This is a genomic window from Micromonospora sp. DT233 (genome assembly GCF_049841815.1).
GTDB lineage: Bacteria > Actinomycetota > Actinomycetes > Mycobacteriales > Micromonosporaceae > Micromonospora.
On sequence record NZ_JBNCLB010000006.1, the window covers coordinates 248,353 to 274,694 of the forward strand.

General features: G+C 72.6%; 22 protein-coding genes. 11 read left to right on the forward strand and 11 right to left on the reverse strand.

Going from position 1 to position 26,342, the window contains the following annotated elements; genetic code table 11:
• Positions 1-39: 39 nt before the first annotated feature.
• From ACLQ2V_RS16750 to ACLQ2V_RS16765, 4 genes are all read right to left on the reverse strand, one after another.
• Entirely contained in the window at positions 40-969 is a 930-nt protein-coding gene (locus ACLQ2V_RS16750; protein WP_425719404.1) for a DUF6039 family protein, read from the reverse strand.
• Between the two features lie 34 nt (positions 970-1,003).
• Positions 1,004-1,909: a DUF6039 family protein gene (locus ACLQ2V_RS16755; RefSeq protein WP_425719405.1), complete on the reverse strand. Its 906-nt coding sequence runs from the start codon at positions 1,907-1,909 to the stop codon at positions 1,004-1,006.
• Positions 1,906-3,195 (reverse strand): cytochrome P450 family protein, encoded by a 1,290-nt coding sequence (locus ACLQ2V_RS16760; RefSeq protein WP_425719406.1) that lies wholly within the window; start codon positions 3,193-3,195, stop codon positions 1,906-1,908. The genes ACLQ2V_RS16755 and ACLQ2V_RS16760 overlap by 4 nt, the downstream gene beginning before the upstream one ends.
• Before the next feature lie 293 nt (positions 3,196-3,488).
• The gene (locus ACLQ2V_RS16765) at positions 3,489-3,725 is read right to left on the reverse strand and encodes a hypothetical protein (RefSeq protein ID WP_425719407.1); all 237 of its coding nucleotides are present in this window, start codon (positions 3,723-3,725) and stop codon (positions 3,489-3,491) included.
• On the opposite strand from ACLQ2V_RS16765, the gene ACLQ2V_RS16770 reads away from it, so the two are divergent.
• The 4 genes from ACLQ2V_RS16770 to ACLQ2V_RS16785 all read left to right on the forward strand — a co-directional run bounded on the left by ACLQ2V_RS16770 (position 3,724) and on the right by ACLQ2V_RS16785 (position 8,764).
• A complete protein-coding gene (locus tag ACLQ2V_RS16770; RefSeq protein ID WP_425719408.1) occupies positions 3,724-5,496 on the forward strand; it encodes an ArnT family glycosyltransferase in 1,773 nt (590 codons plus the stop codon). The genes ACLQ2V_RS16765 and ACLQ2V_RS16770 overlap by 2 nt on opposite strands.
• Before the next feature lie 131 nt (positions 5,497-5,627).
• The gene (locus ACLQ2V_RS16775) at positions 5,628-7,136 is read left to right on the forward strand and encodes a class I adenylate-forming enzyme family protein (RefSeq protein ID WP_425719409.1); all 1,509 of its coding nucleotides are present in this window, start codon (positions 5,628-5,630) and stop codon (positions 7,134-7,136) included.
• Positions 7,129-8,328: an NAD(P)/FAD-dependent oxidoreductase gene (locus tag ACLQ2V_RS16780; RefSeq protein ID WP_425719410.1), complete on the forward strand. Its 1,200-nt coding sequence runs from the start codon at positions 7,129-7,131 to the stop codon at positions 8,326-8,328. The genes ACLQ2V_RS16775 and ACLQ2V_RS16780 overlap by 8 nt, the downstream gene beginning before the upstream one ends.
• A 34-nt stretch (positions 8,329-8,362) precedes the next feature.
• Positions 8,363-8,764 (forward strand): DUF3224 domain-containing protein, encoded by a 402-nt coding sequence (locus tag ACLQ2V_RS16785; RefSeq protein ID WP_425719411.1) that lies wholly within the window; start codon positions 8,363-8,365, stop codon positions 8,762-8,764.
• Between the two features lie 101 nt (positions 8,765-8,865).
• Here the strand turns inward: ACLQ2V_RS16785 and ACLQ2V_RS16790 are convergent, their stop codons facing one another.
• Positions 8,866-9,273: a DUF3224 domain-containing protein gene (locus ACLQ2V_RS16790; protein WP_425719412.1), complete on the reverse strand. Its 408-nt coding sequence runs from the start codon at positions 9,271-9,273 to the stop codon at positions 8,866-8,868.
• A 304-nt stretch (positions 9,274-9,577) separates the two neighbouring features.
• Positions 9,578-10,261: a hypothetical protein gene (locus ACLQ2V_RS16795; RefSeq protein WP_425719413.1), complete on the reverse strand. Its 684-nt coding sequence runs from the start codon at positions 10,259-10,261 to the stop codon at positions 9,578-9,580.
• 361 nt (positions 10,262-10,622) lie between these two features.
• Here ACLQ2V_RS16795 and ACLQ2V_RS16800 point away from each other — a divergent pair, with 361 nt between their 5' ends.
• The 5 genes from ACLQ2V_RS16800 (at position 10,623) to ACLQ2V_RS16820 (ending at position 16,764) form a co-directional block, all read left to right on the forward strand.
• Positions 10,623-11,441: a basic amino acid ABC transporter substrate-binding protein gene (locus ACLQ2V_RS16800; RefSeq protein ID WP_425719414.1), complete on the forward strand. Its 819-nt coding sequence runs from the start codon at positions 10,623-10,625 to the stop codon at positions 11,439-11,441.
• Positions 11,442-11,520: 79 nt separating this feature from the next.
• Positions 11,521-12,315: an amino acid ABC transporter permease gene (locus ACLQ2V_RS16805; RefSeq protein WP_425719415.1), complete on the forward strand. Its 795-nt coding sequence runs from the start codon at positions 11,521-11,523 to the stop codon at positions 12,313-12,315.
• A 5-nt stretch (positions 12,316-12,320) separates the two neighbouring features.
• Positions 12,321-13,091: an amino acid ABC transporter ATP-binding protein gene (locus ACLQ2V_RS16810; RefSeq protein WP_425719416.1), complete on the forward strand. Its 771-nt coding sequence runs from the start codon at positions 12,321-12,323 to the stop codon at positions 13,089-13,091.
• Positions 13,088-16,303 carry an amino acid adenylation domain-containing protein gene (locus ACLQ2V_RS16815; RefSeq protein WP_425719417.1) on the forward strand — a complete coding sequence of 1,072 codons (3,216 nt, stop codon included), beginning with the start codon at positions 13,088-13,090 and terminating at the stop codon, positions 16,301-16,303. Before ACLQ2V_RS16810 ends, ACLQ2V_RS16815 begins: the two co-directional genes overlap by 4 nt.
• A 74-nt stretch (positions 16,304-16,377) precedes the next feature.
• A complete protein-coding gene (locus tag ACLQ2V_RS16820) occupies positions 16,378-16,764 on the forward strand; it encodes a nuclear transport factor 2 family protein (RefSeq protein ID WP_425719418.1) in 387 nt (128 codons plus the stop codon).
• A gap of 46 nt (positions 16,765-16,810) precedes the next feature.
• On the opposite strand, the gene ACLQ2V_RS16825 is transcribed toward ACLQ2V_RS16820, so the two are convergent.
• From ACLQ2V_RS16825 to ACLQ2V_RS16835, 3 genes are all read right to left on the reverse strand, one after another.
• Positions 16,811-17,893 (reverse strand): hypothetical protein, encoded by a 1,083-nt coding sequence (locus ACLQ2V_RS16825; RefSeq protein ID WP_425719419.1) that lies wholly within the window; start codon positions 17,891-17,893, stop codon positions 16,811-16,813.
• A 139-nt stretch (positions 17,894-18,032) separates the two neighbouring features.
• On the reverse strand, positions 18,033-19,823 hold the full coding sequence (locus tag ACLQ2V_RS16830; protein ID WP_425719420.1) for a S8 family serine peptidase: 1,791 nt from the start codon (positions 19,821-19,823) through the stop codon (positions 18,033-18,035).
• Between the two features lie 47 nt (positions 19,824-19,870).
• Positions 19,871-21,550 carry a transglycosylase SLT domain-containing protein gene (locus ACLQ2V_RS16835; RefSeq protein ID WP_425719421.1) on the reverse strand — a complete coding sequence of 560 codons (1,680 nt, stop codon included), beginning with the start codon at positions 21,548-21,550 and terminating at the stop codon, positions 19,871-19,873.
• A gap of 325 nt (positions 21,551-21,875) precedes the next feature.
• Between ACLQ2V_RS16835 and ACLQ2V_RS16840 the strand changes: the two genes are divergently transcribed.
• A complete protein-coding gene (locus ACLQ2V_RS16840; RefSeq protein ID WP_425719422.1) occupies positions 21,876-22,505 on the forward strand; it encodes a sigma-70 family RNA polymerase sigma factor in 630 nt (209 codons plus the stop codon).
• Between the two features lie 19 nt (positions 22,506-22,524).
• On the opposite strand, the gene ACLQ2V_RS16845 is transcribed toward ACLQ2V_RS16840, so the two are convergent.
• Positions 22,525-23,085, reverse strand: coding sequence for a hypothetical protein (locus tag ACLQ2V_RS16845; RefSeq protein WP_425719423.1), 561 nt, complete (start codon positions 23,083-23,085; stop codon positions 22,525-22,527).
• Positions 23,086-23,144: 59 nt separating this feature from the next.
• Positions 23,145-25,817, reverse strand: coding sequence for a right-handed parallel beta-helix repeat-containing protein (locus tag ACLQ2V_RS16850; RefSeq protein ID WP_425719424.1), 2,673 nt, complete (start codon positions 25,815-25,817; stop codon positions 23,145-23,147).
• Positions 25,818-26,030: 213 nt separating this feature from the next.
• Between ACLQ2V_RS16850 and ACLQ2V_RS16855 the strand changes: the two genes are divergently transcribed.
• On the forward strand, positions 26,031-26,342 hold a 312-nt coding region (locus ACLQ2V_RS16855), incomplete at its 3' end, for a hypothetical protein (RefSeq protein WP_425719425.1).

Sequence of the window (26,342 nt, forward strand, 5' to 3'; positions counted from 1 at the left end):
GGGGCCGCGGCCCCCGGGGCACCTCGCTCGGCGTCGGCGTCAGGACTGCCTGGTCACCGCCGTGGCGTGCATGCCCCAGTGCTGGGGGGTCAGCGCGAGGTCCGTCAGGGTGGCGTCCATGAACATCCGGTCCCAGGTGCCGCCGCCCTTCTCCGGGGCGATGCGGTCGCGGGTGTAGACGTCGCGGACCTCGGGCTTCATGAACGCCCGCATGTCGATCATGGAGTAGTAGGAGCTGAGCGACTTCAGGTGCAGCAGCCAGTGGATCCGGTCGGAGCGGCCGAACGCCTCCTCGTAGACGAACACGGTGACCTCGCCGCGCTGCTGCTCGTTGATCATCGCGGCGACGTCGCGGGCGAACTGCCGGCCCTCGGCGCGCAGGCCGTAGCGCAGCTGGCCCCACCGGTGGATGACGATGCCGGCGTTGCCCGAGTGCAGGATCTCCTCGGGCGGCAGGGTGGTCTGGTGCTGCGCCGGCGGCACGACCTCCGCCCCGCCCAGCCGGTTGCTCGTCGGCGCCAGGTCGCCGGTGCCGTACATGCCGTTGAACTGCGGCAGCAGCACCGTCTCGCGCAGCCCGGCGTCGAGGAACATCCGCTCCCAGCCGCCGCCGCCGCGCTCGGCGGGGATGCGGTGGCGCAGGATCAGGTCCCGCCACCCCTCGTCGCGGGTGCCCATGCTCAGCAGGGTGTCGTAGGCGTCGAACGACTTCAGGTGGATGAACCAGTGCAGCAGGTCCTTGGTGCCGAACGTCTCCTCGTACAGGAAGACGGTGACCAGGCCGGAGTAGTTGGTGTTCATGTACTCGGCGAGTTCGCGGGCGAACTGGCGGCCCTCCGAGCGGAAGTCGCCGCGCAGCTGACCGACGCGCTCGACGATGACGCCGGCGTTGGCCGAGTGCAGGATCTTGTCGGGCGCCACGCTCGTCTGTTGCTGGGCGCACGGGATCTGGTGGTTGGTCGCGGTCATCGCTCCTCCTGGGGTGCGGTCGGGGCGTCGGGGGTCACAGCGGCAGGCGCGGGGTCACGCCACCGACGTACGGCACCAGCACGGTGTCCTGGATGGTGCCGGGGATGAACATGCCGCCCCAGGAGCCACCGCCCCGGGACTTGGGCACCCACTCGCGCCGCAGCAGCTCCTCGGCCCCGGGCCCCGCGGCGGCCTCGCGCAGCGCCGGGTAGTCGGCGAGCGAGCGCAGGTGGATCAGCCAGTGGATGCGGTCCTGCTTGCCGAAGGTCTCCTCGTAGAAGAAGGACGTGACGACGCCGGGCAGCGCCAGGTTGAGCCGCTCCTGCCAGGCGACGGCGAAGTCCCGGGCGGGGTCGCGCACGTCGTAGCGCACCTCTGCGGTGCGGTGCAGCAGCGCGCCGCTGGTGGCGGTGTTGAGCTGCGCCTCGACCGGCTGCTCGGTCTGGTGCCGGGCCGGCGGCAGGAACATCACCTGCGGGTCGAAGCCGTCGTCGGGGTGGGTCTTGCCGTGCTGCGGGCAGATGATGCGCTCCTGGATGCTGCCCTGCACGAACATCCGCTCCCAGTTGCCGCCGCCCTTCTCCTCCAGCCGGTCGTTCTCGGAGATGTCCTGGAAGTCGCGGTCGTGGTCGACCATGTGCAGCACCCGCTGGTAGTCGTGCGGCGACTTCAGGTGGATGTACCAGTGCAGCCGGTCGCGGGTGCCGAGCACCTCCTCGTAGAGGAAGGTGGTGAACACGCCGGCCTGCGCCGTGTTGAGGTAGGCCAACAGGTCGTGGCCGAACTGGCGGCCCTCCGCCGCGAACTCGTACTCGAGCTGCCCGACCCGGTGGATGATCAGGCCGCAGTTCGCCGAGTGCACGATCTGCTCGGTCGGGATGGGTGCCTGACTCGCGGCGGTCGGCACCGCCGCCGGCTCCGCGGGGGTGTTGGTGCTCATTCGGACTCTCCAGTCTGCGCTCGGGTGGGAACGGGGGTGAACGTGACGGGCAGGGCCGTCAGGCCGCGCATGATCCGGGTGTCGCGCCAGCGCAGCGCGTCCTCGGGTACGGCGAGGGCCAGGTCGCCCAGGCGGCGCAGGAGCGTGTCGACGGCGACCTGCCCCTCCAGCCGGGCCAGCGGTGCGCCGACGCAGTAGTGGATGCCGTGGCCGAACGCCAGGTGGGCCGGGCCGGCGCGGGTGATGTCGAGCTGCTCGGGCGCGGTGAAGCGGGCCGGGTCGTGCCCGGCGGAGCCGAGCGCCACGGTCACCACGCTGCCCGCCGGCACCCGTACGCCGTCGAGGTCGACGTCGCGCACCGCGACGCGCAGCGTGGCCTGGTGCACCGGCGCGTCGAGGCGGAGGAACTCCTCGACCGCGCTGGTGATCAGCTCGGGGCGCTCGGCGAGCAGCGCGCGCTGCTCGGGGGCGCGCAGCAGGGCCAGCACGCCGTTGGCGATGAGGTTGACGGTGGGCTCCTGACCGGCGCCGAGCAGCAGCTCCGCCATCGCCAGCAGCTCCCGCTGGGACAGTCGGCTCTCCCCGTCGCGGGCCACGATGAGGGCGGAGAGCAGGTCGGGCTGCTCCTCCGGCGGCAGCGCGGCGTCGAGCGTCGCCGCCTTGCGCTCGAGCAGCTCGGTGAGGAAGGCGCGCATGAGCCGGTTGCCCTCCTGCCGGGTCATCGGCGCGTCGGTCACCTCGGGCCCGGTCAGCATCGCCGTGGACCAGAGCCGGAAGTCGTCGCGGTGGCCCTGCGGCACGCCGAGCAGTTCGCAGATCACGGTGGAGGGCACCGGGTGGGCGTAGTCGCGGATGAGGTCGGCCTCGCCCCGGCCGGCGATGGCGTCGATGGCCCCGTGCGCGATGCGCTCGATCATCGGGCGCAGCCGCTCGACCCGGCGCACGGTGAAGGCCTTGGAGACCAGCGAGCGCAGCCGGGTGTGGTCGGGCGGGTCGGTGTTGATCAGATGGAAGATGTAGTCGTTCTCGTCGGGCTGCGGCGCGGTGACGTAACCGGCGTCGCGCAGCTGGTCCCAGAAGCGCCGGGGGTCCTTGGAGAAGGACGTGTTGTCGTCGAGCACGCCCTGGGCGCTGTCGTATCGCACGACGAGCCAGTGGCGCAGGCCATTGGGCTCACGGACGTGACAGGCGGCGCCGTCCTGTCGCATGTCCGCATAGGCGGGGTAGGGGTCGGTGCGGAACCCGGGAGGGTAGTCGACCGGCGCATTGGCCTCGGTGTCGCTCATGAAGCCTCCATTCTGTGTCGCACCGGCCTGCGACGGCGTGACCGAGCAACGCGTGGATCGCCGGCGCGAAATGTCGCATGCCTCGACCAGGGTCGATCACCGCAGTGCCCGCTGTCTGCCCCAAATTGAGCATTCTGGGGTGGGTCCGATAGCTCCTACCATGATCAACCGCCGCCGGGCGCCCCGCACTGCAAATGGTGCAAAGCTGGCATGTCGCCGTGCGTAGTGAATTGTCCGATAGGGCGGTCACGGTTTGCGGACCCGAAGCGATTACCCCTTGACCCGTGACATCCTCACACGGTAATTAAAGCCATGCAGAAATCGCCAAACACTGATGAGCGGGAAAAGGGCGAAATGCCCCCCGGGCAACAAAAGAGAAGCATCAGCAGGCTGTGGACGGGGCCCGAGGGGGACCCGACCTGGGCACGCCCCGTCCTGCTGGCCATCGTCGCCGGGGCCGCTTTCTTGTACTTCTGGCAGATGGGCGGCAGCGAGTACAAGCCGATCCACGGCCCGATGGTGCGCAGCATGACCGAAAGCTGGCACAACTTCTTCTTCGGCGCGGTGGACCCGAACGGCTGGGCGGGCTTCGACAAGCTGCCCGGATACATCTGGCCGCAGGCCGTCTCGGCCGCCATCTTCGGATTCCACCCCTGGGCGCTGATCCTGCCGCAGGCCATCGAGGGCATCATCAGCGTCGTGCTCATCTACGCCATCGTGCGGCGGTGGGCCGGGCTGCACGCCGCCCTGCTGGCGGCCGGGATCTTCGCCTTCACCCCGGTGACGGCGGCGCTGTTCGGCAACCAGATCGAGGACGCGGCCCTGATCTGCGGTCTGATCGTCGCCGCGTACGGCTACCAGCGCGCGGTCGACTCCGGCAGCCTCCGCTGGCTGATCTTCTGCGGGGTGTGGATCGGCATCGCGTTCCAGGCCAAGATGCTCCAGTCGTGGCTGGTGCTGCCGGCGTTCGGGCTGGCGTACCTGCTGGCCGCGCCGGTCTCGGCCAAGAAGCGCTGGGGGCAGGTCGGCATCGCCGGCGCGGTCGCGATCCTGGTCTCGCTGTCGTACATGCTGGTGACCGTGATCGTGCCGCACGGCGAGCGGCCCTACCTCGACGGCACCACCAACGACAACGCATTCTCCCAGGTGTTCGGGTTCAACGGGTTCAGCCGGATGGGCGACATCATCCACGTGCCCGGCGCGATCGTGCCGCTGCTCGGCGGCTTCGCCGAGATCGAGGGCAGCCCCGTGAAGCTTTTCTGGAGCAGCCTCGGCTCGCAGATCGGGTGGCTCTACCCGGTCGCGCTGGCCGGCCTGGTCCTGGGCCTGCTCTGGGGCCGGGCCAGCCGCAAGCGCACCGACCCGATCCTGGCCGGGCTGGTGATGTGGGGGCTCTGGCTCGTCGTCACCGGGCTGGCGCTGAGCTTCGGCACCCTGGCGCACACCGCGTACGTCGCCGCGCTCGCGCCGCCGATCGCCGCGCTGGCCGGCTACGGCATCGTGCTGCTGTGGCGGGAGTTCAGAGGCGGTGGGCCGCGCGCCTGGGCGCTGCCCGTCGTGCTGGCGCTGACCGTCGCGTGGGGGGCGTACTTCACGCTCTCCTACAGCGAGTTCCTGCCGGGCTTCGGCGTGGTGGTGCTCGTCGTCGGCCTGGTCGCCGTGGTGCTGCTCGGCCTCGCGGCGGCGCGCGGCGGGGCCGAGGGTTCCACCACCCGGTACGCCTTCATCGTCGCGCTGGTGGCGATCCTGCTGCCGTCGGTGGTCTGGTCGGCGTCGGTCGTCGTCCCGAAGTACCGGGGCACGGTCAGTGAGGCCACGGCCGGGCCGGTGCGGGGTGTGGGCTTCCTGCCGAAGGGCAAGGACGCCGACACGATGCGGGAGATCCTGCACGTCATCCGGCCCATCTTCGGCACCACCACCGAGCTGACCCCGCAGCAGCGCGCGCTGCTGACGTACGTGCGCTCGCAGAACAGCGGCGAGAAGTTCGTCACCGCCATCTATCCCGAGGTCCAGGCCCTGCCGTTCATCCTGGCCGAGAAGGCGCCGGTGCTGCCGATGGCCGGCCTGTCGGGGCGGACGCACACCCCGACGGCGGACGAGCTCAGCGGGTTGGTGGCTCGCAAGGAGCTGAAGTTCGTCTACTTCGCCGACGCCAGCGTGCTCGGCAAGCTGCTGCCCAACCCCAACACCGACGCCGTGAAGGCGTGGGTGACCGGCAACTGCACGGTGGTGCCGCCGGCGGAGTACGGCGCACCGGCCGACCAGAAGCCGGCGATCGCCTTGTACCGCTGCGGCGGCTGACCGTCGCACCACCTGCGCCACCGGGGCGCGGCCGCGCGGCCGCACCCCGGTGGCGCTTCATTTGGGGGCGTCGATCCCAACTGCTCACTATGGAGCAGCGCCCCCGGGGCGCCCCTGCCTACCGTCGCGTCATGCCGGATGCATCCGACTACTCTCCGATGGCGCCGGACCTGCTGCGCCAACGCGCCCGCGAGCACGGCGACCGGGTGCCCTTCACCGTCAACGGCCGACCCGGTCCCTCGTACGCCGAGTGGGACCGCCGCTCCGACCGGGTCGCCGCCGCGCTCGCCGCCGCCGGCCAGGGCCGAGGGGACCGCATCGCGCTGCTCTTCGGCGGCATGGACTGGGTCGACTACGCCGTCGCGTACGCGGCGGTGCTCAAGACCGGCGCGACCGCCGTGCACCTGCCCGCCACCCTCGAACCCGCCGACCTCACCGACCGCCTGCGCGAGTGCGGGGCCCGGCACGCCGTCGTCGGCGCGGGGGTGCGCCCCCCGCAGACGGCGGCCAGCCACACCGTCGCCGGGCTCACGGCGGCCGGCACCGGGCCGGCCCCCGCCGTCGCCGTCGGCCCGCACGACATCGCCGACATCCTCTACACCTCCGGCACCACCGGGCGGCCGAAGGCGTTCACCAACCCGCACGGCGCCCTGACGTACGGGCGCGGCCCGGCGGCGCTGGCCTCGTTCGACGGCGGTGCGCCGCTGCTGGCGCCGATGCCGCTGGGCACGCCGTCGAGCGCCAGCACCGTCGGCATGCTCTCGCTGACCACCACCTCGACCGTGACGATCTGCCCGGTCGACGACGTCGAGCTGATGGCGGAGCTGGTGGCGCGGCTGGGCGTCGTGTCGCTGATGATCACGCCGTGGACGGCGATCCGGCTGGCCAACGCCCGGGTGCACGAGCGGCACGACCTCGGCTCCGTCCGCCGGCTGGCGATCGCCTCGGCGGCGCTGCCGCCCTCGGTCGCCCGCCGGCTCGCCGCCATGATGCCGGGCCTGGTCATCAGCACCGCCTACGCCCAGGGCGAGGCCGCGCCGGCGGTGGTGCTCAACAGCTACGACCCGGCCCGACCGCTCTGCGTGGGCCGCCCCGGCCCCGGCACCGAGGTACGCGTCGTGGCCGACGACGGCACGGCGGCCCCGGCGGGTGCGGTGGGCGAGATCTGGCTGCGCTGCCCGGCCCCCAAGCGGCTCTACCTCGACGAGCGCCGCAACCGCGAGGTGCACGTCGACGGCTGGACCCGCACCCGCGACCTCGGCCGGCTCGCCGACGACGGCACCCTGCACCTGGTCGACCGGGCCGCCGACGCGGTGCACACCCCCGCCGGGGTCCTCTCCACGCTGGCGGTCGAGCACGCCGCCTACGAACACCCGGGCGTGCTGGAGGCCGCCGCCTACGGGCACCCGGCCGACGACGGCTCGCCCCGGCTCTGCGTGGCCGTGGTCACCGCCGCCGGGCACGACGTCGACGGTCCCGGCGGGGTCGCCGAGGTGCTGCGCGAGCGGATGCCCGCCGGGGCGCCGCAGTGGCACGTCGAGCGGCACGAGCGGCTGCCCCGGGGGATCACCGGAAAGGTCCTGAAGAACGTTCTACGCGACGGGAAAGACCCGATCGCCTCCGGAGGTGTCCATGTATGACGTCGTTGTCGTCGGTGCTCGCTGTGCGGGTGCCCCGACCGCCATGCTGTTGGCCCGCGCGGGGCTGCGGGTGCTGCTGCTCGAACGCGGGAGCCTGGCGGCGGACAAGCTCTCCACCCTCTACATCCAGCAGCCGGGCGTCGCGCTGCTGCGGCGCTGGGGCGTGCTCGACGCGGTCCGCCGCTCCGGCGCCCCGCCGTTGGAGCGCGTCGTGTACCAGCTCGACGACGTACGGCTGGAGGGCTGCGCGAGCCCGATCGACGGCTCCCGGGCGGCGTACGCGCCACGCCGCTTCGTGCTCGACCGCATCCTCGCCGACGCCGCCGTGGCGGCCGGTGCGGAGCTGCGCGAGGGCTGCCGGGCGACCGGGCTGCTGCGCGAGGGCGACCGCGTCACGGGCGTGGAGTACCGCGACGCCAACGACCCCGGCGGCGAGCCCGTCCGCGTGCGGGCCCGCCTCGTGGTCGGCGCGGACGGCATGCGCTCGCAGGTCGCCGACCTGGTCGGGGCCCCGAAGCTGATCGAGCACCCGAAGCTGACCTGCGCGTACTACGCGATCTGGAGTCGGTTCCCGGCCGACTTCGAGCTCTTCGAGGGGCCCACCGGCTGGGTGTCGGCGGTGCCGACCAACGACGCGGTGCTCGTCTCGGCGTACTACCCGATGGAGCGCTTCGAGGAGGTCCGCCACGACGCCCAGCGCTACTACCTGGACAACGTGCGGACCAACGCGCCCGGGCTCCTCGAGCGGATGAGCGGCGCGACCCAGTTGGAGCCCATCCAGGGCACCGGCGACCAGCAGAACTTCTTCCGCCGCGCGCACGGCCCCGGCTGGGCGCTGGTCGGCGACGCCGGGCACCACAAGGACTCGCTGACCGCGCGCGGCATCGGCGACGCGTTCCTCCAGGCGGAGTTGCTGGCGGAGCGGGTGGTGCCGGCGCTGGCCGACCCGGGCGCCCTCGACGCGGCACTGGCCTCGTTCGAGCAGGAGCGCGACCGGCTGCTGACCGAGTCGTACCAGGGCACGCTGCTGGTGGCGCAGGCGGCGGCCCGGCTACAGCGCAAGGGCCTGCTGGCCGCTATCGGGCACAGCCCGGAGCTGACGCAGCTCTACTTCGACGCGGTGGCGGGGATGCGGTCCCCCACCGAGCTCTACACGCCACAATTGCAGGCGCTGCTGGCGGCGGCCCGCTGACATGGCCACCGCCCCCGTTGACAAGGAGTCACGCATGGCCGAGCGCGTCACCGGCACCTTCGAGATCACCTCCGAGGACCGCCCCTACGACGAGGGCGACGGCGGCCGCCTGCTGCACGGCACCGGGCAGAAGGTGTTCCGGGGCGGCATCGAGGGCACCAGCCGCGTCGACGTGATCAAGGCGGTGTCGCCGGTGCCCGGCTCGGCCGCGTACGTCGGCGTGGAGCGGGTCGTCGGCTCGGTGGGCGGCCGCTCGGGCAGCTTCGTGCTGCGGCACACGGGGCTGATGGACCGGGGCGACGCCACCCTCGAGGTCCTGGTCGTGCCCGACACCGGCACCGGTGAGCTGACGGGCATCACCGGCAGCATGTCGATCACCGTCGTCGACGGGCGGCACGAGTTCGCCTTCGAGTATCGCCTGCCGGCGACCGGGTGAGCGGTGGCGTGGGGTCGGCCCGGGGCAGCGTGGCCCCGGGCCGACCCCATGCTTCCACCGCGACCCGAAGGCCCCGGGCGTGTCCGGCGGCCGGAGCGCGGTTACGGCAGGTCGTACTCGAACGAGACGCGGTGCGTGCCGTCCTCGTCCACGGTCACCTGGCCGGTGCCGGTGATGCCGGTCAATTCGGCGGTGCCGCTGTTGGCGACGATCGTGACGAACTCGTCGGTGCGGTCGCTGCCGGTCGTCGCCGCCGAGTGGATGAAGTTGAAGCTGCCCGACTTGCCGGCGAGGCTGCCCTCGAACGATTCCATGGCGAAGTAGGTACCGGCGCCGGACGACTGGTCGAACGCGGACGTGAACAGGGTGGCCGAGCGCCCGGTGACCTCACCCTCGTACTGCTTCTCCATCAGCGAGATGCCGACGGGCAGGGCGGTCGTGATCGGAGGGTCGGGCGTCACGTTCGTCGGGACGAAGCTCTTCACACTGAAGGTGCCACTAGCTCGCATACGAATCCTCCCGTACATCGGCTTCGGCTCGGTGCCGCGACGGAGGTCACGGAAGCCGTCGATTGCGATGATACGGTACCGGAAAGTGGTCTTCAGGCGCGTGCAAGTCGCGTCAGGAATGAGTTGGGGTGCCGCCCAGACAATGATCTTCGCGGTTGTCGGGAAAGCGCACCTGGCTGCCGTGACCAGCCCCGACTGCTCGTCGTGATCCCCATGGGAGTGACGTGGACGATCCGTTGTTTGGGGATTGGTCGGGTCTATGGCCAGCGGGCTGCGGCGCGGCGTGGCGCGGCGGCCCAGGGCGTCAGCTGATGACCACCTGGTCGACGTCGGGCGAGGGATTCTGGTCGTTGTAGATCGTCAGCCGCAGCGGGCCGGCCGGCAGCGTCGTGGTGAACGTGAACGAGCGCGGCGCCTCCCAGTTGCTTCCCTCGAGCCACCGCGTGACGACCAACGCCCCGTTCGCCTTGACTTTGATCTGGCGCAATTCGCCGGTCTCGTAGGTGACGCGCACCGTCCGCAGGCCGGCAGTGGGCAGGTTCGCCACGAAGACGACGCTCGAGGTGAAGTCGATGAACCGGACGCGGGCGCCGCCGGAGCAGGTGCCACACGAAACGGGGGCGGCGTTGCCGGTCAGCAGGGTGGCCGGAGCTTCGGCCTCGATGCGCAGGGGCACGAACTTGGCCGGCGGCGCGGTCGTGTGCGGTGCCGCCCCCGCTCCTCGACTCGGCTCGGGCGCCTGCCGCGAGGCGGGCGGTTTCGACGGTGGCCGTGGCGTCGATGGCGTCGATGGCGTCGGCGATGCCGAGGGGCTGGCCGTCTGCGTTGCCCGAGGCGTCGCGGTCATGCCGCTCTGCGGGGTCTGCCCGGCGATCGTCATGGGCACCGGCTCGGCGGGTGCCTGCGACGCCGCACCGGACAACGGGAGGGCGTCGTCGCTGGGTGGCCGTCCACCGGCGAACGTCACCGCCGCGATCGTCACGATCATCACGACAAGAGTCGCTACGACCAGCGGTCGGGGAGGGGCCTTCCTCCGGCGATGACCGTGGATGGCGCGTGGACGCACCAGGTCTTTCCACTGCTCGACCAGTGGATCAGCTTCCTTTTTCACAGCCGCCTCGCCCTCAATGCTTAGGACCATCGCTGGCCTCGGCTTTCGTGTCAAGACGGTCCGGCCGCACTGCTGGTTCGGTGGCGGGCCCCATCGACGGTCCGGGTGGCCGCGTCGGCGCGATGACCTGGCATGATTGTGAGTACGGCTCGGAAAACCAGGTAGCCTCCCCTGGCATACCTGTTGTACCAAGCTGGCTGTCCGTCGACCGCGGGAGCCGAACCGGAGGGACAGAACCGTGAGGTTCCACAGCGCAGCCCGCAACGCCGGCCTCATCGTGACGATCGCCGCCCTGGCGTTCGGCGCGGGATGCGCCAAGGAGGACGACAGCGAGGTCCAGGCCAACGGGGTCCGGCTGATCCAGCAGGGCAAGCTGACCGTCTGCACCCACCTGCCGTACCCGCCGTTCCAGTCCAAGGACGCCGCCGGCAAGGTCACCGGCTTCGACGTCGAGCTGATGGACCTGGTCGCCAAGGAGTTGGGCGTCACCCAGGAGATCGTCGACACCCCGTTCGAGGGGATCAAGTCCGGTCAGGACCTGAACACCGGCAAGTGCGACGCCGCCGCCGCCGGCATGACGATCACCGAGGAACGGCAGAAGGTCATGAACTTCTCCGCTCCGTACTTCGACGCGACCCAGGCGCTGCTCGTCAAGGCCGGCAAGCCGTACAAGTCGCTGGACGACCTGCGGGGCAGGAAGCTCGGCGTCCAGGCGGCCACCACGGGCCGGGACTACGCCCGCAAGTTCGAGAAGGAGAAGGACCTGCGGCTGGTCGAGTTCGAGGACCTCGCCGCGTTGCAGCAGGCGGTGGCCAACGGCCAGGTCGAGGCCGCCGTCAACGACCTGCCGGTCTGGACCGAGTACCTCAGGAAGAACCCGGGCGGCTTCGTGGTCGCGGCCGAGTTCGACACCGGCGAGCAGTACGGCTTCTCCGTGAAGAAGGACGGCAACCCGGAGCTGCTCAAGAAGATCAACGAGGTGCTGGCGAAGGCCCGGCAGGACGGCAGCTACGACACGATCTACGAGAAGTGGATCGGCAAGCGGCCGAGCGCGTGATCCGAGCCCACGGCGGCAGGGCGTGCCTCGGGCGCGCCCTGCCCGTAGGCACCTTCCGGAAAGGCAAGGAGCGATCCACGTGAAGCTGCGCCGCCGCCAGCGAGAGCGGCTGTCTCTCGGGCTCCAATACCTGGCCTTCGTCGCCGTCGTCGCCGCGGTGGCCTACGCCGCGGACTGGGGCCGGCTGCGCGAGGCGTTCTTCCGCGTCGACATCATCAAGTCGATGTTCCCGACGATCATCACGGTCGCGCTGCGCAACACGGTCCTCTACACGCTGGGCGCGTTCGCCTTCGGGCTGGTCTTCGGCACCGTGCTGGCGCTGATGCGGCTCTCCCGGGTCGCCCCGTACCGCTGGGTCGCGACGGCGTACATCGAGCTCTTTCGGGGTCTGCCGGCCCTGCTGGTGCTCTTCCTCGTCGGGTACGGCATCCCCATCGCCTTCCCAGAGCGGGAGATCCCGGGCGGGGTGTTCGGGTCGATCGCGATCGGCCTGGGGCTGACCGCCGCGGCCTACATGGCCGAGACCATCCGGGCCGGCATCCAGGCCGTGCCGAAGGGGCAGCTGGAGGCGGCGCGCACCCTCGGCATGTCGCACTCCACCGCGCTGCGCACGATCGTGATTCCGCAGGCGTTCCGGATCGTGATCCCGCCGCTGACCAACGAGCTCATCCTGCTCACCAAGGACTCGTCGCTGGCGTACGTGCTGGGCGTGACCGCGCAGAGCATCGAGGTCACCAAGTTCGGCCGGGACCTGCTCAACGACCGGGTCAACGTCACCCCGCTGCTGGTGGCCGGCCTCGCCTACCTGATCATCACCCTGCCCCTGTCCCAGGTGGTACGACGCCTCGAACTCCGCTACGCCAAGGCTCGGTGACCCGCATGACGACCGCCATCCCGCCCCGCCCCGCCGTGGAGATCCGCGACCTGCACAAGTCCTTCGGGCCGCTGGAGGTGCTCAAGGGCATCGACTTCGAGGTCGGCGAGGGCGAGGTGGTCTGCGTCATCGGGCCGTCCGGGTCGGGCAAGTCCACGCTGCTGCGCTGCGTCGACCTGCTGGAGGAGCCGACCGCCGGCACGATCTGGGTGAACGGCATCGAGATGACCGACCCGGACGTCGAGATCGACGCGGCGCGGCGCGGCATCGGCATGGTCTTCCAGTCGTTCAACCTCTTCCCGCACCTGACCGTGCTGGGCAACCTCACCATCGCCCAGCGCAAGGTGCTGCGGCGCGGCCGGGCCGAGGCCGAGCGGATCGGCCGGAAGAACCTGGAGCGGGTCGGCCTGACCGACAAGGCCGACGCGTTCCCGGCGCAGCTCTCCGGCGGGCAGCAGCAGCGGGCGGCGATCGCCCGGTCGCTGTCCATGGAGCCGAAGCTGATGCTCTTCGACGAGCCGACCTCCGCGCTCGACCCGGAGCTGGTCGGCGACGTGCTCACCGTCATGCGCGCGCTGGCCGAGGACGGCATGACGATGATGGTGGTCACCCACGAGATGGCGTTCGCCCGCGACGTCGCCGACCGGGTCGTCTTCATGGACGGCGGCGTGGTGGTCGAGCAGGGGCCGCCGGAGCAGGTGCTGGGTGCGCCGCGCCACGAACGGACCCGCTCGTTCCTCTCCCGCGTCCTCGACCCGACCCGCGTCGCGCGGTGACCACCGCAGCGACCTCGCCCACGGCGGGCGCCACGGACTCCCCGTACGTCTTCGGCGAGCGCATCGAGCGGGTCGTGGGCCACCACGCCCGGCTGACCCCCGACGCCGTCGCGGTGCAGCAGGACGAGCGCACGCTCAGCTACGCCGAGTTGGGCGCGGCGGCCGCCGCGGTGGCCGCCGGGCTGCGGGGGCACGGCGTCGGGGAGGGCGACTTCGTCCCGGTGCTGCTCGACCGCTCGCCGGAGCTGGTCGCGGTGCTGCTGGGGGTCCTCACCGCCGGGGCCGCGTACATCGCCCTGGACCCGGCGTGGCCCCGCGAGCGGGTCGACGACGTGCTCCGCCGGGCCGGCAGCCGGCTGCTCGTCACCGACCGCCCGGCCCACGACCCCACCCCGGGGGTACGCCAGGTGCGCCCCGACGCGCTGCTGGCCACGCCGGTCCCGCCGGGCGGCGGCGACGGGGCGGCCGGGCGGGACGGCCGGGCAGCGGCCTGCGTGTTCTACACCTCGGGCTCGACGGGCCGGCCGAAGGGCGTGGTCTCCCCGCACCGGGGGCCGATCCGCACCCTGGTCGGCTGTCCGACCATCCCGCTGAGCCGGGAGACGACCTTCCTCCAGGCCGCCCCGCTGCCGTGGGACGGGCTGTCGCTGGAGCTCTGGGCGCCCCTGCTCAACGGCGGGCGCTGCCTGCTGCTGGGCCGGGGGGTGCAGGCGCTGGACACCGAGGGGCTGCGCGGGGTGCTGGCCCGGGGCGTGGACAGCATGTGGCTGACCAGTTCGCTGTTCAACGTCCTGGTCGAGGAGGCCCCCGAGCTCTTCGGCCGGCTCCGGCTGCTGCTGGTGGGCGGGGAGCGGGTCTCGGTGGCGCACGCGCGCCGGGTGCTCGACCGCTTCCCCGGGCTGCACCTGGTCAACGGGTACGGCCCGGCGGAGAGCACGATCTTCACCACCACCCATGTGGTCCGGCCGGTGGACGTCGCCGAGGCGAGCACCGAGATCCCGATCGGCCGGCCCGTTCCGCGTACCGCCGTGCGGCTGCTCGACCCGCAGGGGCGGCCGGTGCAGGCCGGCCGGGTCGGTGAGGTGGCCGTCGCGGGCGACGGCCTGGCCGCCGGCTACCTCGGCGACCCCGAGGAGACCCGGCGCTGCTTCGTCACCATCGACGGTGTGCGCCACTACCGCACCGGCGACCTGGCCGCCGCCGACGACGAGGGGAACCTGCGGTACCGGGGACGCGCCGACCGCCAGTTCAAGATCAACGGTCTCCGGATGGAGCCCGGCGAGATCGAGGCCGCGATCGAGGCCGACCCGCGGATCGCCTCCTGCCGCGCGCTGCGGCTGGAACGCACGGCCGGACGGCCGGAGCTCGGCTGCCTCTACACCACCGTGGACGGTCGACCCGTCGACGCGGCGGAGCTCCGCGCCACGGCGGCCCGCACCCTGCTGCCGGCCATGGTGCCGACGGTGCTGCGGCACGTGCCCCGGTTGCCGCTCAACGCCAACGGCAAGGTCGACCTGTCCCGGGCCGCGCACCTGCTGGCCGAGGCCGCCGACGCCCGACACCCGGCCGCCCGGGGCCCCGCCGCCGACGCCCGACACCCGGCCGCCCGGGGCCCCGCCGCCGACGCCCGACGCCCGGCCGCCAGCCCGGCCGCCAGGGGCCCTGCCGCCGATCCGGACGCCGCCGATCCGGCGCTGGCGGGGCTGCTGGCCGTCGCGCGGGACGTGCTCGGCCTGCCCCTGCTGGCCGCCACCGACGACTACCTGGAAGCCGGCGTGACCTCCCTCGACGCGATCCGCCTCGCCGCGCGGGTCGGCGCGGACTGGGGGGCCCGGGTCACCGTCGCCGACGTCTACCGGCTGCGTACCGTCGAGGGGTTGCTGGCCGCCCGGCGGGAGTTCCCCGCCGTGGAGCCGACCATGCCCGTGGCGGACGGTCCGACGTCCGGCCCGGTGCCCCTGACCCACGCCCAGATGCGGTTCTGGATGGCCGAGCTGGCCACCCCCGGCGGTGCCGACAACCTCCTCGTGCAGGCCTACCTGCTGACCGGCCCGCTGGACGTCGACGCCCTGGCGGCGGCGCTGCGCGACGTGGTGCTGCGCCACCGGGCCCTGCGCACCGTCTACCCGTGGGTGGGCGAGACCCCGGAGCAGCGGGTCCTGCCCGACGACGAGGTGGCGCTGACGCTGGAACAGGTGGCGGCCCCGGCCGGCGACGACCCCGCCGCCACGGCGGCCCTGCTGACCGAGCAGTGGTGGCGGACGCCGTTCCTGCTCGACGAGGAGCTGCCGATCCGGGCGCGGCTCGGCCGGCTGGACGACCGGCGGCACCTGCTCTGCCTGCAGATCCACCACATCGCCTTCGACGGCTGGTCCGAGGCGATCCTGATTCGGGACCTGGCAGTGGCCTACCGGGCGCGGCGCACCGGCGAGGCCCCCGCCTTCGCGCCGGGCCTCGCCTACGGCGACTACAGCCGGTGGGAGCGGCGGCTGCTGGACCGCTGGCGTACCGAGGAACTGCCCTTCTGGCGGGAGGCGCTGGCCCGGGTGCCGGCCGCCTTCCTGCCCGCCCCGGGCGGGGCGCAGGAGGTGCGGCGGGTCGAGTCGGTCCTCCCGGTCGACGCGGAGCGGGTCGACCGGCTGAACCGGGTGGCGCGCGCGCACGGAGGGCCGCCGGTGAGCGCGCTGCTGGCGGCGACCGGGCGGGCGCTGGCCCGCACCTTCGACGTCGCGGACGTGACCCTCGGCACCGTCACCACCGGCCGCTTCGACCCGGCGCTCGACCCGATCGTCGGGTACTTCGTCAACCCGCTGGTCGTTCCGATCCGGGGCGCGCGGGACCTGCCCCCCGCCGACCTGCTGGGTGCGGTGGCCGCCACGACCGTCCGTGCGCTGGCGCACGGCCGGCTCCCCTTCGACGAGCTGGTCCGCGTGCTGCGACCGGACCGGCAGCGGCATCCCTGGTTCCAGGTCTTCTCGGTGCTCCAGCAGCCGCCGCCACGGGGTGAGCTCGCCGCCGGCCTGACCGTCGAGTCGGTGCGGGTGCCGCAGCCGACCACTGCGGAGGAGCTGCTGATCCACGCCGTGCCCCAGCCCGACTCCTCCTGGGACGTCCTCATGCTCCGCCGGGCCGACGGGATGGGCCACGACCAGGCCGAACAGCTACTCGTCGCCGTGGACCGCGCGCTGCGCGAGCTGACGGCGGGCACCTGAGCCGACCCCGGTGGTCGCCGAGGGCGAGCGACGACCGCCGGTGCCGAGCAACTCGCCCTCCTCGAGGGGGAACGATGCCAGGCACCGGCTCCGACCAGGCGTCCGCCGTCAGGCAGTCGCGGGTACGCCGCTACTACGAACTGGTGGACGGCGGCGACGTGCCGGCGCTCGTCGGTCTCTTCGCCGCCGACGCCGTCTACCACCGCCCCGGCTACCCCCCGATCGTCGGTCGCGAGGCGCTGGAACGCTTCTACCGCGAGCAGCGCGTCATCCGGCAGGGGCGGCACACGCTGCGCACACTGGTCGGCTCGGGGGCCGAGATCGCGGTGCACGGCGAGTTCCACGGGGTGCTGCACGACGGGCGCGAGGTGGCCCTGCGCTTCGCGGACTTCTTCACCTTCGCCGACGACGAGCCGGCCTTCTCCCGCCGGGACACGTTCTTCTTCGCGCCGCTGGTCTGAGCAGGCCGACGCCCCGAGCCCGCCGCCGAGCCACCGGCCTGAGCGCTCAGCCCACCCGGGGCGGGCCCGCCACGGCCGGGCGGAACAGCGCGGCCAGCACCCGGTGCTCGGCGACCGCGTCCACGGGCGGAGGGCGGAAGCCGAGGGCCCGCGCGTGCTCGAGCAGGCCCGGGTCGGGGGCCAGCCCGTGGGTGCGCAGGTAGTAGGTGACCGTGTCGGTCCACACCCACGCCCCGTCGGTGCGGTACGACAGCGGCACCACCGCGCCGCGCGAGCGCTCCACGACGTCATCCATCAGCTGGGTCGTGGTCAGCACGGGCCGCCCGGCGTCCAGGAAGGACGCCATCCGCTCCCGGTCCGCCCCGGCGAGGCGCGGGTGCCCGGGGTCGAACCACGGGCCGGCGGCCGGGTCGACGCCGTCGAAGACGCGGGCCACCTCGATCGGGTACGCCGGGGCCGCCGTCCACAGCAGCGCGGCGCCCCCGCGCGCCTGCGTCTGGTACGGGGGCAGTTCGTCGCCCGCCGCGTACGCCTCGACCAGCGTCTCGGTCGCCCCCGCCGCGCGCAGTTGCGCCTGCGCCAGCGCGGTCAGCGCCGGAAGGTCGTCGGCGGGCACCTCGGTGGCCAGCACGAACACCCGGGCGAGCGGGCTGCTTGCGGCGTCGGGACCGCCGACGCGCCAGGCCCGCCACAACGCCGTCGCGCCCGGCACCCGCCGCACCGCCTCGATGGCGGCGAGGTCGAGCTGGTCGGTGACCAGATCGACGAAGTCGCCCGCCGCGTCGGTCAGGTCCAGCAGCGGCGGGGCCGCCTCCGGCGCGAAGACCGACTCGTCGACCAGCGTGGGCCGGAACTCGAAGGGCGGGGTCGGCCACGGGGCGGGCTGCGCGCCGGGAAGCACGCCGACGGATCCCGGGTCCACGGCCGTGAGCAGGGCGACGTCCTCGGCGGTGGGGGCGAGCCCGGCGGCGGCGGCGATCTCGCCGACGGTGCGGGCCACGTCGGCCGTCCGCCCCTGCGCCAGCGCGTCCCGCGCCTGCGCGAGCGCGTCGGCCGGCGCGTGGCCGGCCAGCCGCAGCAGCAGGTGGTGCAACTGCGGCCCGTGCTCGACCCTGCGGAACTCAGCCATGGCCCCATTCGACCACAACCCGGGTGGGCGATCGAGGTGGGCCGGGGCGGGCCGTCGGTGTGCAGCCCCGGGCCGCATCGGGGGCGGGCGAGACCAGGACGACGGCCGGGCCCTGCTGCGGGCCCGGCCGTCGTCCTGCCTATTCGCGTACGGCGGGGGTGGCCTGCCGAGGCGCGGCGCTCACGCTGGTCGGATCCGGGGCCGCCGTCGGCGTGCCGGGTGCCGGCCGGTGGGTGTCGACGCTGCCGGCGACCTTGCCGGCGGCGGGCGGCGGACTCCCCGGCAGGGGGCCGCCGACGGGGGCGGTCCGGGTGTCGGGCCCCCGGTCCGTCGGGCCGTCGGCGGGTTCGTCCTGGTCCGGGCTGACCAACCGGCGCACCCGCAGGGCCAGCAGCGCGGCCGCGACCAGCCCGACCACGCCGACGATGATCAGCGCCAGGGTACGGCCGCCGGGGGTGGAGCCGTCGTCGAGCGTGCGCTTGGCGGGCGGGATGACCGGCTGGCGTTCCTCGGCCAGCTCCCGGGTGAGGGCGGCGGCCGGGTTGATCATGCCGTGTCCGTAGCGGTTGTCCGGCTCCGCGTCGGAGAGCTTGTCGGCGGTCACCTTCAACCGGTTGGTGACCTGGGCGGCGTCGAGGCCCGGGTAGGCGGACCGGACCAGGGCCGCCTGGGCGGCCGCGAACGCCACCGCGTAGGGCGTGCCGTTGCCGGCCAGCACCCCGGTCCCGGTCACCCCGAGGGTGGTCACGTTCAGCCCGGGGGCGACGACGTCGACCGCGCCGGGCCGGTAGGCGGCGGCCGGCTGGCCGCCCACCCCGACGCCGCCGACCCGCAGCAGCCCGCCGCCGCCCTTGACGATTTCCGGGCCGGCGGGGGTGGCCTTGGTGGGGGCGCCGTACACCACCACCACGTTGCGGCTGACGGCCGTGGCGATGGCCTGCGCCACCTCCGCGTTGCCGGTGTTGACGTACGAGCCGAGGGCGATGACCGTGGCGCCGGCCGAGGTGGCGACCTCGATGCCGGCCACCTGGTCGGAGACCCGGGCCTTCGCCTTGGTGGTGACGATCCGCACCGGCATCACGGTGGCCTCCGGCGCGAGGCCGGAGAGCGCACTGCCATCGGTGGGCTTGGCCACGATGATGCCCGCCATCCCGGTGCCGGTGCCCAGGCAGTCGGTGTTGCCCCGGCCGCTGCCGGAGACGACGTCCGAGCCGAGGGCCACCCGCCCGGCCAGCTGCGCCAGGCTGCCGTCGATGCCGGAGTCCACGATCGCCACCAGCTGCCCCTTGCCCCGGCTGTGCGTCCAGGCCTGCTCGGGTGCCAGCCGCAGGGCCGCCCAGTTCGACGGAGAGTCGGAGGTGCTCGCGGCGGCGCACTGACCCTTCTTGTAGGTGGGCTTGGGCGCGGCGCTGGGCACCGTCGCCGGGTTGCCGGCCTTCGGCGCCGCGCCGGCCGCCGGCGTCGGGGCGGGGGCCGGCTGGTCGGGCTTGGCCGAGGCCGAGGCCGCCGGCTTCGGGGCCTTCGGGGCCTTCTGGGGCAGCAGCCCGTACAGCAGGCCGGTGCCGACCGCGTCCCACGGCAGCACCAGATGCCAGCCGGGGCGCAGGACCTTGGGGTCGGTGAGCTTGCGGCCGTCGAGCTGGGTGCGTCCCACGTTCAGGGTGAAGATCTCCACCGAGCGGTCCGCGGTGCCCAGGAACCGCTTGGCGATGCCGCCGAGCGTCTCCGGGGCGCCCTGGTAGGACGCCGCGACGGTGTAGTACTTCACGTACTCGGCGGGGGGTGCCGCCCCCGCGGGCAGCCCGGCCAGCAGGAGGCTCGCCACGACGGCGACGAGCCCCAGCACCGCCGCGGTCACCGGGCGACGCCGGTGGCCGGGGCCGGTCGCGCCGGCCCGGCGTACGCCGTCGTTCATCTGGTCAGGAAGCACCGTTGGTCCTTGGCGTTGGTCTGGGTGAGGTCACGACCGCTCGACTCCTACCACGTGGCGTTGTCGAGCTGGAAGTTTCCGGTCCAGCCCGGGTAGGAGGTGCCGACGGCCTGGAAGGTGACCTCGATGCGGGTCACCGACTTCACCGAGGACCAGTTCTTCAGGCTCACCGACAGGGTCGTCCAGGTGTCCGCCGGGGGAGTGAGGGTGGCGATCACCCGGCTGCCGTCGCTGCCGGTCAGCGCGACGCTCGCCCGGTAGCCGGTCGCGCCCTGCACCCCGCCGAAGCTGTTGAACTTCACCTTGAACAGGGAGTTCTTGGACATGTCGATCGGGGTCTCCGGCGCGACGTAGACGCTGCGCGGGTCGGTGCTGGAGATGAAGTGGCCGACGGCCTCCAGGCAGCCACCGGAGAAGCAGGTGCCCGGGCGGTTCTCGAACGTGGTGACCCGCCGGACCACACCGGTGTTCTGGCCGGCCTTCCAGCCCATCGTCCCGGACTCGAAGGTGTAGCTGGTCGGCGCGGGGGGCTTGGGCTTCGCCGGGCTCGGCTTGGCGGTGGGCGACGACGGGGCGACGGCCGACGGGCTGGGCGACGGCGAGGGCGACTTCGAGGCCGAGGCCGAAGTCGAGGGGGTCGGCGCGGGCTTGCCGCTGAGTCGCTTGTCCTTGGCGTAGTACTCCGCGTAGGCCAGCACGCGGGCGGTGTCGCGCTGCAGCGTCGGGGGCGCGCCGCCGGCCGCGCGGACGGCGGCGGTGCCCCATTGGAACGCGGCCAGGCCGAGGGTGTACGGGTCGCCGGCGGTCAGCCCGGCGAGCTGCCCGGAGAGGTCGCACATGACGGTGCCGAGCATGGGGATGGCGGCCTTCGGGTCCCAGGGCGAGGCGTCGCGGGAGTTGCCTGCGGCGGCGTACTGCCCCCAGGTCTCGGGGAGGAACTGGGCGATGCCCTGGGCGCCGTTGGCGGAGCGCATGTTCGGGTCGAAGCCGGAGGCGGCCATCAGTTGGGCGGCCACCCGTGCCGGGGTGACGGCGGCGCAGATGAGGCCGGCCCGGATAACGTCGGCGACGTACTGCTCGGGCAGCGGCTTGGCGTCGGCCGCCGCGGCGGCCAGCGGGCGGTCGGACGACGGGGTGCCGGCGTCGTCGAGGCCACCGAACTGGGGCTGCCGGGCATACCACTCGGCGTACGCGGAGACGGTGTCGACGTAGTTCTGGGCGCTGGCCGGCACGGCCTTGACGTCGAGCACCGCCTGCAACCCGGCGCGGGTGGCGGCGACGGCGGTGCGCCAGGGGTCACCGGTGACCCCGGCGACCCGGAGCTGACCGACCATCTCGCAGGTCTGGTGGGCGAGGGCGACGACGTTGGCGCGGCGATCGGTCAGCTGCGCCTTCGGCCACGGCTCCCACCTGCGCCAGGTGGTGTCGTCGAGGCCGGCCAGGCCCCGGACCCCGCCGGCCGCGCGGGCGGTGCCGGAGTCGAAACCGCTGGCGGCCATGACCTGCGCGGCCAGGCGCGGACCGGTCAGCGCGGGGCAGGAGAGCGCGGCGCTCTGGATGGTGGAGAGGTCGGCGGCCGGGACCGGCTTGCCGACCAGCCGCTCGTTGTCCGCCTGCGCCGGGGCGAGTTGCAGGAAGCCCACCGTGGCCACCGCCGACACCAGCACCATGGACAGGACCAGGTCGGTGCGGCGCAGGCGACTCCGGCCCCGGGTCGGGCCGGTCATCGAACGAGTGACTGTCCTGGCGGACGCGGCCAGCCGGCCGAGCAACGCGGTTTCCTTCACGGATCGCTCTCCCCATGTGCGTGTGCCGTCGGTTGCACGACGGGCGAAACCCGTGTCCGGTTCACTGAACGGCGCCACAATAACCGAGCCCGACGTGCCTGGTGGCGGCCGTAGTCCATCAGTCAGCCACGATGAATGATCGTCTTCGGGTGGCGTGCACTATCGCAAAGCACCTAGAAAGCCGTCTTTGAATCATTAAAGAGGGATATTTCGCTTCGGCGTGCGGCCCCCGGGCCTCCCAGGGACGATCACTATCCTCTTCCGGGTGTCAGGCGATGTGAACCTTGAGGGGTACTCCCACGTAGTGCAGGCCATGGGCACGGTCGTGGGACAACCCCCGCACGGCGGGGGACATCAGCCCCAGGAAGATGACGGGGCGCTGCGTCACCTGTACCAGTCGCACGCCCCCGTCCTCCTGAGCTACCTGCTGCGGTTGACCAACGGCGACCGGCACCGGGCGGAGGACATCGTGCAGGAGACCCTGCTGCGCGCCTGGAAGCACCCCGAGGCCCAGTCCGCGGACGGCCGGTGGAGCCGCGCCTGGCTCTTCACGGTCGCCCGGCGTATCGCCATCGACCAGGTCCGGGCCGCGCAGGCGCGACCCGCCGAGACCTCGGACGAGCGGATGGAGTCCTTTTCCCGTTCCGACGACGAGATCGACCGGCTGCTCGACGCCCGCGAGGTGCGCGCGGCGCTGGCCGCCCTCCCCGAGCGGCTGCGTACGGCGCTGGTGGCCGTCTACTTCCAGGAGTACTCGATCGCCGAGGCGGCACAGGCGCTGGACGTGCCGCCCGGCACCGTGAAGTCACGGACCTTCTACGCCCTGCGGGCGCTGCGGGAGCAACTCATCGAGCGCGGGTTCACGCCGGGCGTCCGGGGGCGCGAGGAGCGCTGACCGACCGAGCGCCGAGCGGTCACTCCGTGGGCACGAAGGATTCCTGGTCGGCGTTGGTGTACATCTGCGCCGCGGTGTTCAACATATTGATGAACTCACCGACCAGGTACAACGTGTCCGCGATGGCCAGCAACCCGTTGTCGACCCCGGCCCTCAGCTCCGGCGCCATCTCCTTCAGCTTTTCGTGCTCGACGATCTGTTTGTCGTTCTCGAGACCACCAAGGCCCCTCCCGTCTCCCATACCCGCGCTGACCCGCTGCTCGGTCCTACCGAGAGGGCGATCGTTCTCCTTGGTGAAGATCCATTCCTTGCATGCGTTGAACGATTTCCTCAGCTCTTCGTACGAGTCCACCGCTGTTCTCAAGGGCCCCAGGACGGCCGTCTGCGCATCGACGAGGGATGAGAGTGCCACCGAGATCTCCGGCACGTCGGGGACGTTGACATCCGGCGAGGAATCGTCGCTTGGCTTCTCCTTATCTGTCACGCCCTTCAGTTCGCCGTTGAGCTGGTGCGACCAAGGGTTCATCGCCACCCTCGGCGGGGTGACGTCCGTCAGTTTGGTCGTGTCCGCTTCAGCCACTGGACATTCCTCTCGGCTCGGTGGTCTTCCTCGGTCTTTTCGGCCCTACGGTCGCCGTCTCACTGCTCCCGCGGCTGAGCTTGCTCCGGCACGTCGGCGGGGAGCAGGGTGCTCAGCTGCTCCCTGGTCGGGTCGTCGTCGTCGGCGATGCGGTAGGCGTGCCGCTCGGTCATCTCCTGGAAGACCTGGCGGGCGAACCGGCCGTTGCCGGACCTGGCCGCCTCGTCAGCGGACGAGAAGTAGGTGGCCAGGGCCTGCCGGGTGACATCGGCCAGCTCGTACTCGTGCTGGCCGGCGTGGTGCGCCACGATGTCGACCAACTCGTCGGGGACGTAGTCGTCGAAGGTCAGCGTGCGGTTGAACCGGGACGACAGGCCCGGATTCGTCGCGACGAAGCGGACCATCTCGTCCGGGTACCCGGCGACGATCACCACCACCTGGTCGCGGTGGTCCTCCATCAGCTTGACCAGCGTCGAAATGGCCTCCTGGCCGAAGTCGTTGGACTGGCCGTCGGGCACCAGGGCGTACGCCTCGTCGATGAAGAGCACGCCGCCGATCGCCCGCCGGAACGCGGCCTGTGTCTTCGGGGCCGTGTGGCCCACGTACTCACCCACCAGGGAACCCCGGTCGACCTCCACCAGATGGCCCTGCGTGAGCATGCCCAGCGCGTTGAGGATCTGACCGTAGACCCGGGCGATCGTGGTCTTCCCGGTGCCCGGATTGCCGGCAAAGACCAGGTTGCGGGAGAGCGGCGGTGGCGCCAGGCCCGCCTCCTGCCGCCGCTTCACCATCTGCATCAGCCGGACCAGGGTGCCCACGTCGTGCTTCACGCGGGTCAGCCCGACGAGGTCGTCCAACTGGGCCAGCAGGGTCTCCAGATTCGGACGCTCCTCCGCCTCGGAGCCTGGCCCGGCCTCGGTCGCCGCCGGCGCGCCGCCCGGTTGCGCGGCCAGCACCCGGCGGGTCGGCGTCTGCGTGGTCGGCATGCTGACCGACCGCACGTTGCTGGTGGTGCAGTCGACGAACGTCGGCTCGCTGCCCTCGGCCAGGTTCAGGTCGCTGTCGGTGTCCTCCACGTGGCACCGCCGGATCTTGGGGCGGGCCTGCGCGCCCAGGAACAGGGCGGGGAACTGGCTCGCCGAGACGGTGAGGTCGTCCAGCACGCCGGCGCTGCCCGTGCCGAGGTAGACCCCGTTCTTGCCGCAGTTGCGCACGCGCAGCGTCCGCACCACCGGTCGGGCGCCGTCCCACACCACCAGGCCGCTGCCGCCGGCATCGAGGATGACGCAGTCCTCCAGGGTCGCCGCGCTGTCCCGGTCGAGGAAGACCCCGGCGCCGCCGCTGTCGGAGAAGCGGCTGTCGCGTACGGTCGGCCCGGAACCCGGCCCGGCCTCCATGCCCGCCTGGGGCGTGGAGCGGACCGTGCAGTCCTCGAAGAGCGGCCGGTGCGAGCTCTCCACCCGGATCCCGACGGCCACGTTCTCGATCGTGGTGTGCCGCACCGTCGCGTCGCCGTCCTCCTCGACCTGCACCCCGGTCATCTCGGCGCGCTTCACGGCACCGCCGGACATCCGCAGGAACGACCGCCCGGTGACCCGTACCCCGTGCTGCGGGGTGCCGTTGATCGTGCAGTCGTCGAGTTCGACGTCGGCGTGACCGGCCAGGTGCACGGTGCTGAACGAGGAGTCGCGCAGCACACAGCGCCGCAGCACGGCGCGGGTGTCACCGTCGGCGAAGATGCCGTTCGCGCCGGCCTTGGCGACCGTGGACTCGACCGCCTCCAGGCGCGCGTCCCGCACCGCCAGCCCGGTGCTGCCCGTGGTGCCGATCTCGCATCCGGTCAGGACCACCCGCGCGCCCGACTGCGCGTACAGGCCGCTGCGCGCCGAGTCGTCCACCTTGACGCGCCGCGCCGTGAGCTGCGCCGCCCCGTACGCCGACAGGCCGTTGCCGCCGCTGCGGGTGACGACGGTGTCGTCCACCTCGGCCTGGCACGTCCCCGCGTCCGCCTCCGCCGGATGCGCCTCGGCGGAGTCCGCGTCGCGCGGCGCACCGACCAGCCGGATGCCGTCGCCTGCGGTGTCGCTGACCCGCCCCGCGCGCAGCGTCACCCGGGCCTGCTCCTGCGCGTGCACCCCCACGCCGCCGGTGTGCGTCACCGTGCACTCGTCGAGCTCGACCGAGGCCCGGTCCGACACCACCACCCCGTTGCCGGACGGGCGGATGACCGTCGTGCGACGCAGCGTCGCCGAGGCCGACTGGGTGACCACGACCGCGTCGCCGTCGACTTCCTCGATGGCGCAGCCGACCACCTCGGCCTGGGCGTCCCCGCGCAGCCGCAGCCCGGCACCCGTGGTCGAGTGGAGGCGGCAGTCGCGCAGCACCGGCCGGGCCCACCCGTCCGCCGTCACCTCGCCGCCCGACACGTCACAGTCGACCATCGTCAACGCACCGTCGCTGGTGTGCACCGCCCCACGCACGGTCAGGCCGTGCACCACGGCCGCGCCTGCCCGGCTGACCAGGGCCGGCCCGTCGGTCGAGACCAGCTCCACCGGGCCGTGCTCGCGGTCGGCCACGATGCTGATGTCCCGATCGATCAGGACGTTCTCGTGGTAGACGCCCCGGGACACGCTGATCACCGAGCCGCTGGACGCCGCCCGCAGCGCGGCGGTGATGGTGCGGTGGCTGCCCCACCCCCGGGCGGCGACCCGTTGGGTGCCACGGCCCCTCACCGGCGGGAGGCTGGGCGGTGTGGTGGCGGTCATGGCCGTGTAAACGGCGGCGTGCGGGCGATGGTTCATGTCCCGTTCGTCGGGTCGGCGGGGTCGCTCGAATCGGCCACTGCCGCGTCCCCATCACCGTCTGGCAGGCTGAGTCGCGCCCGCGCCCGCGCCAGCCCTGTCGCCCCCCAGCGCGGATGACAAGGTCTCGTGAGGAGCTAGTCGATGGCCGTTCAGCAGGTCACCAAGCCGGACGGGTCGACCGTCTACTACGACGACGAGTCCGGCAACGCGATCCGCCAGGTCTCGCCCGATGGTGTGGAGACGACGTTCACGTATCGCGGTGATCAGTATGTGGCGACGACGGACGGTAATCATGTGTTGGTGGGGGCGGATGGTCGGGAGATTTATGCGTGGGTGGGCAATGATGAGTCTGTGAGGTCGGTGTATTCGTGGGGGGCGGATGGGTCGTTCTCGGTTAAGGGTCCGGATGGTTCGGTGCGGGAGTTTACGGCGGGCAGGGATCCGGTGCGGGAG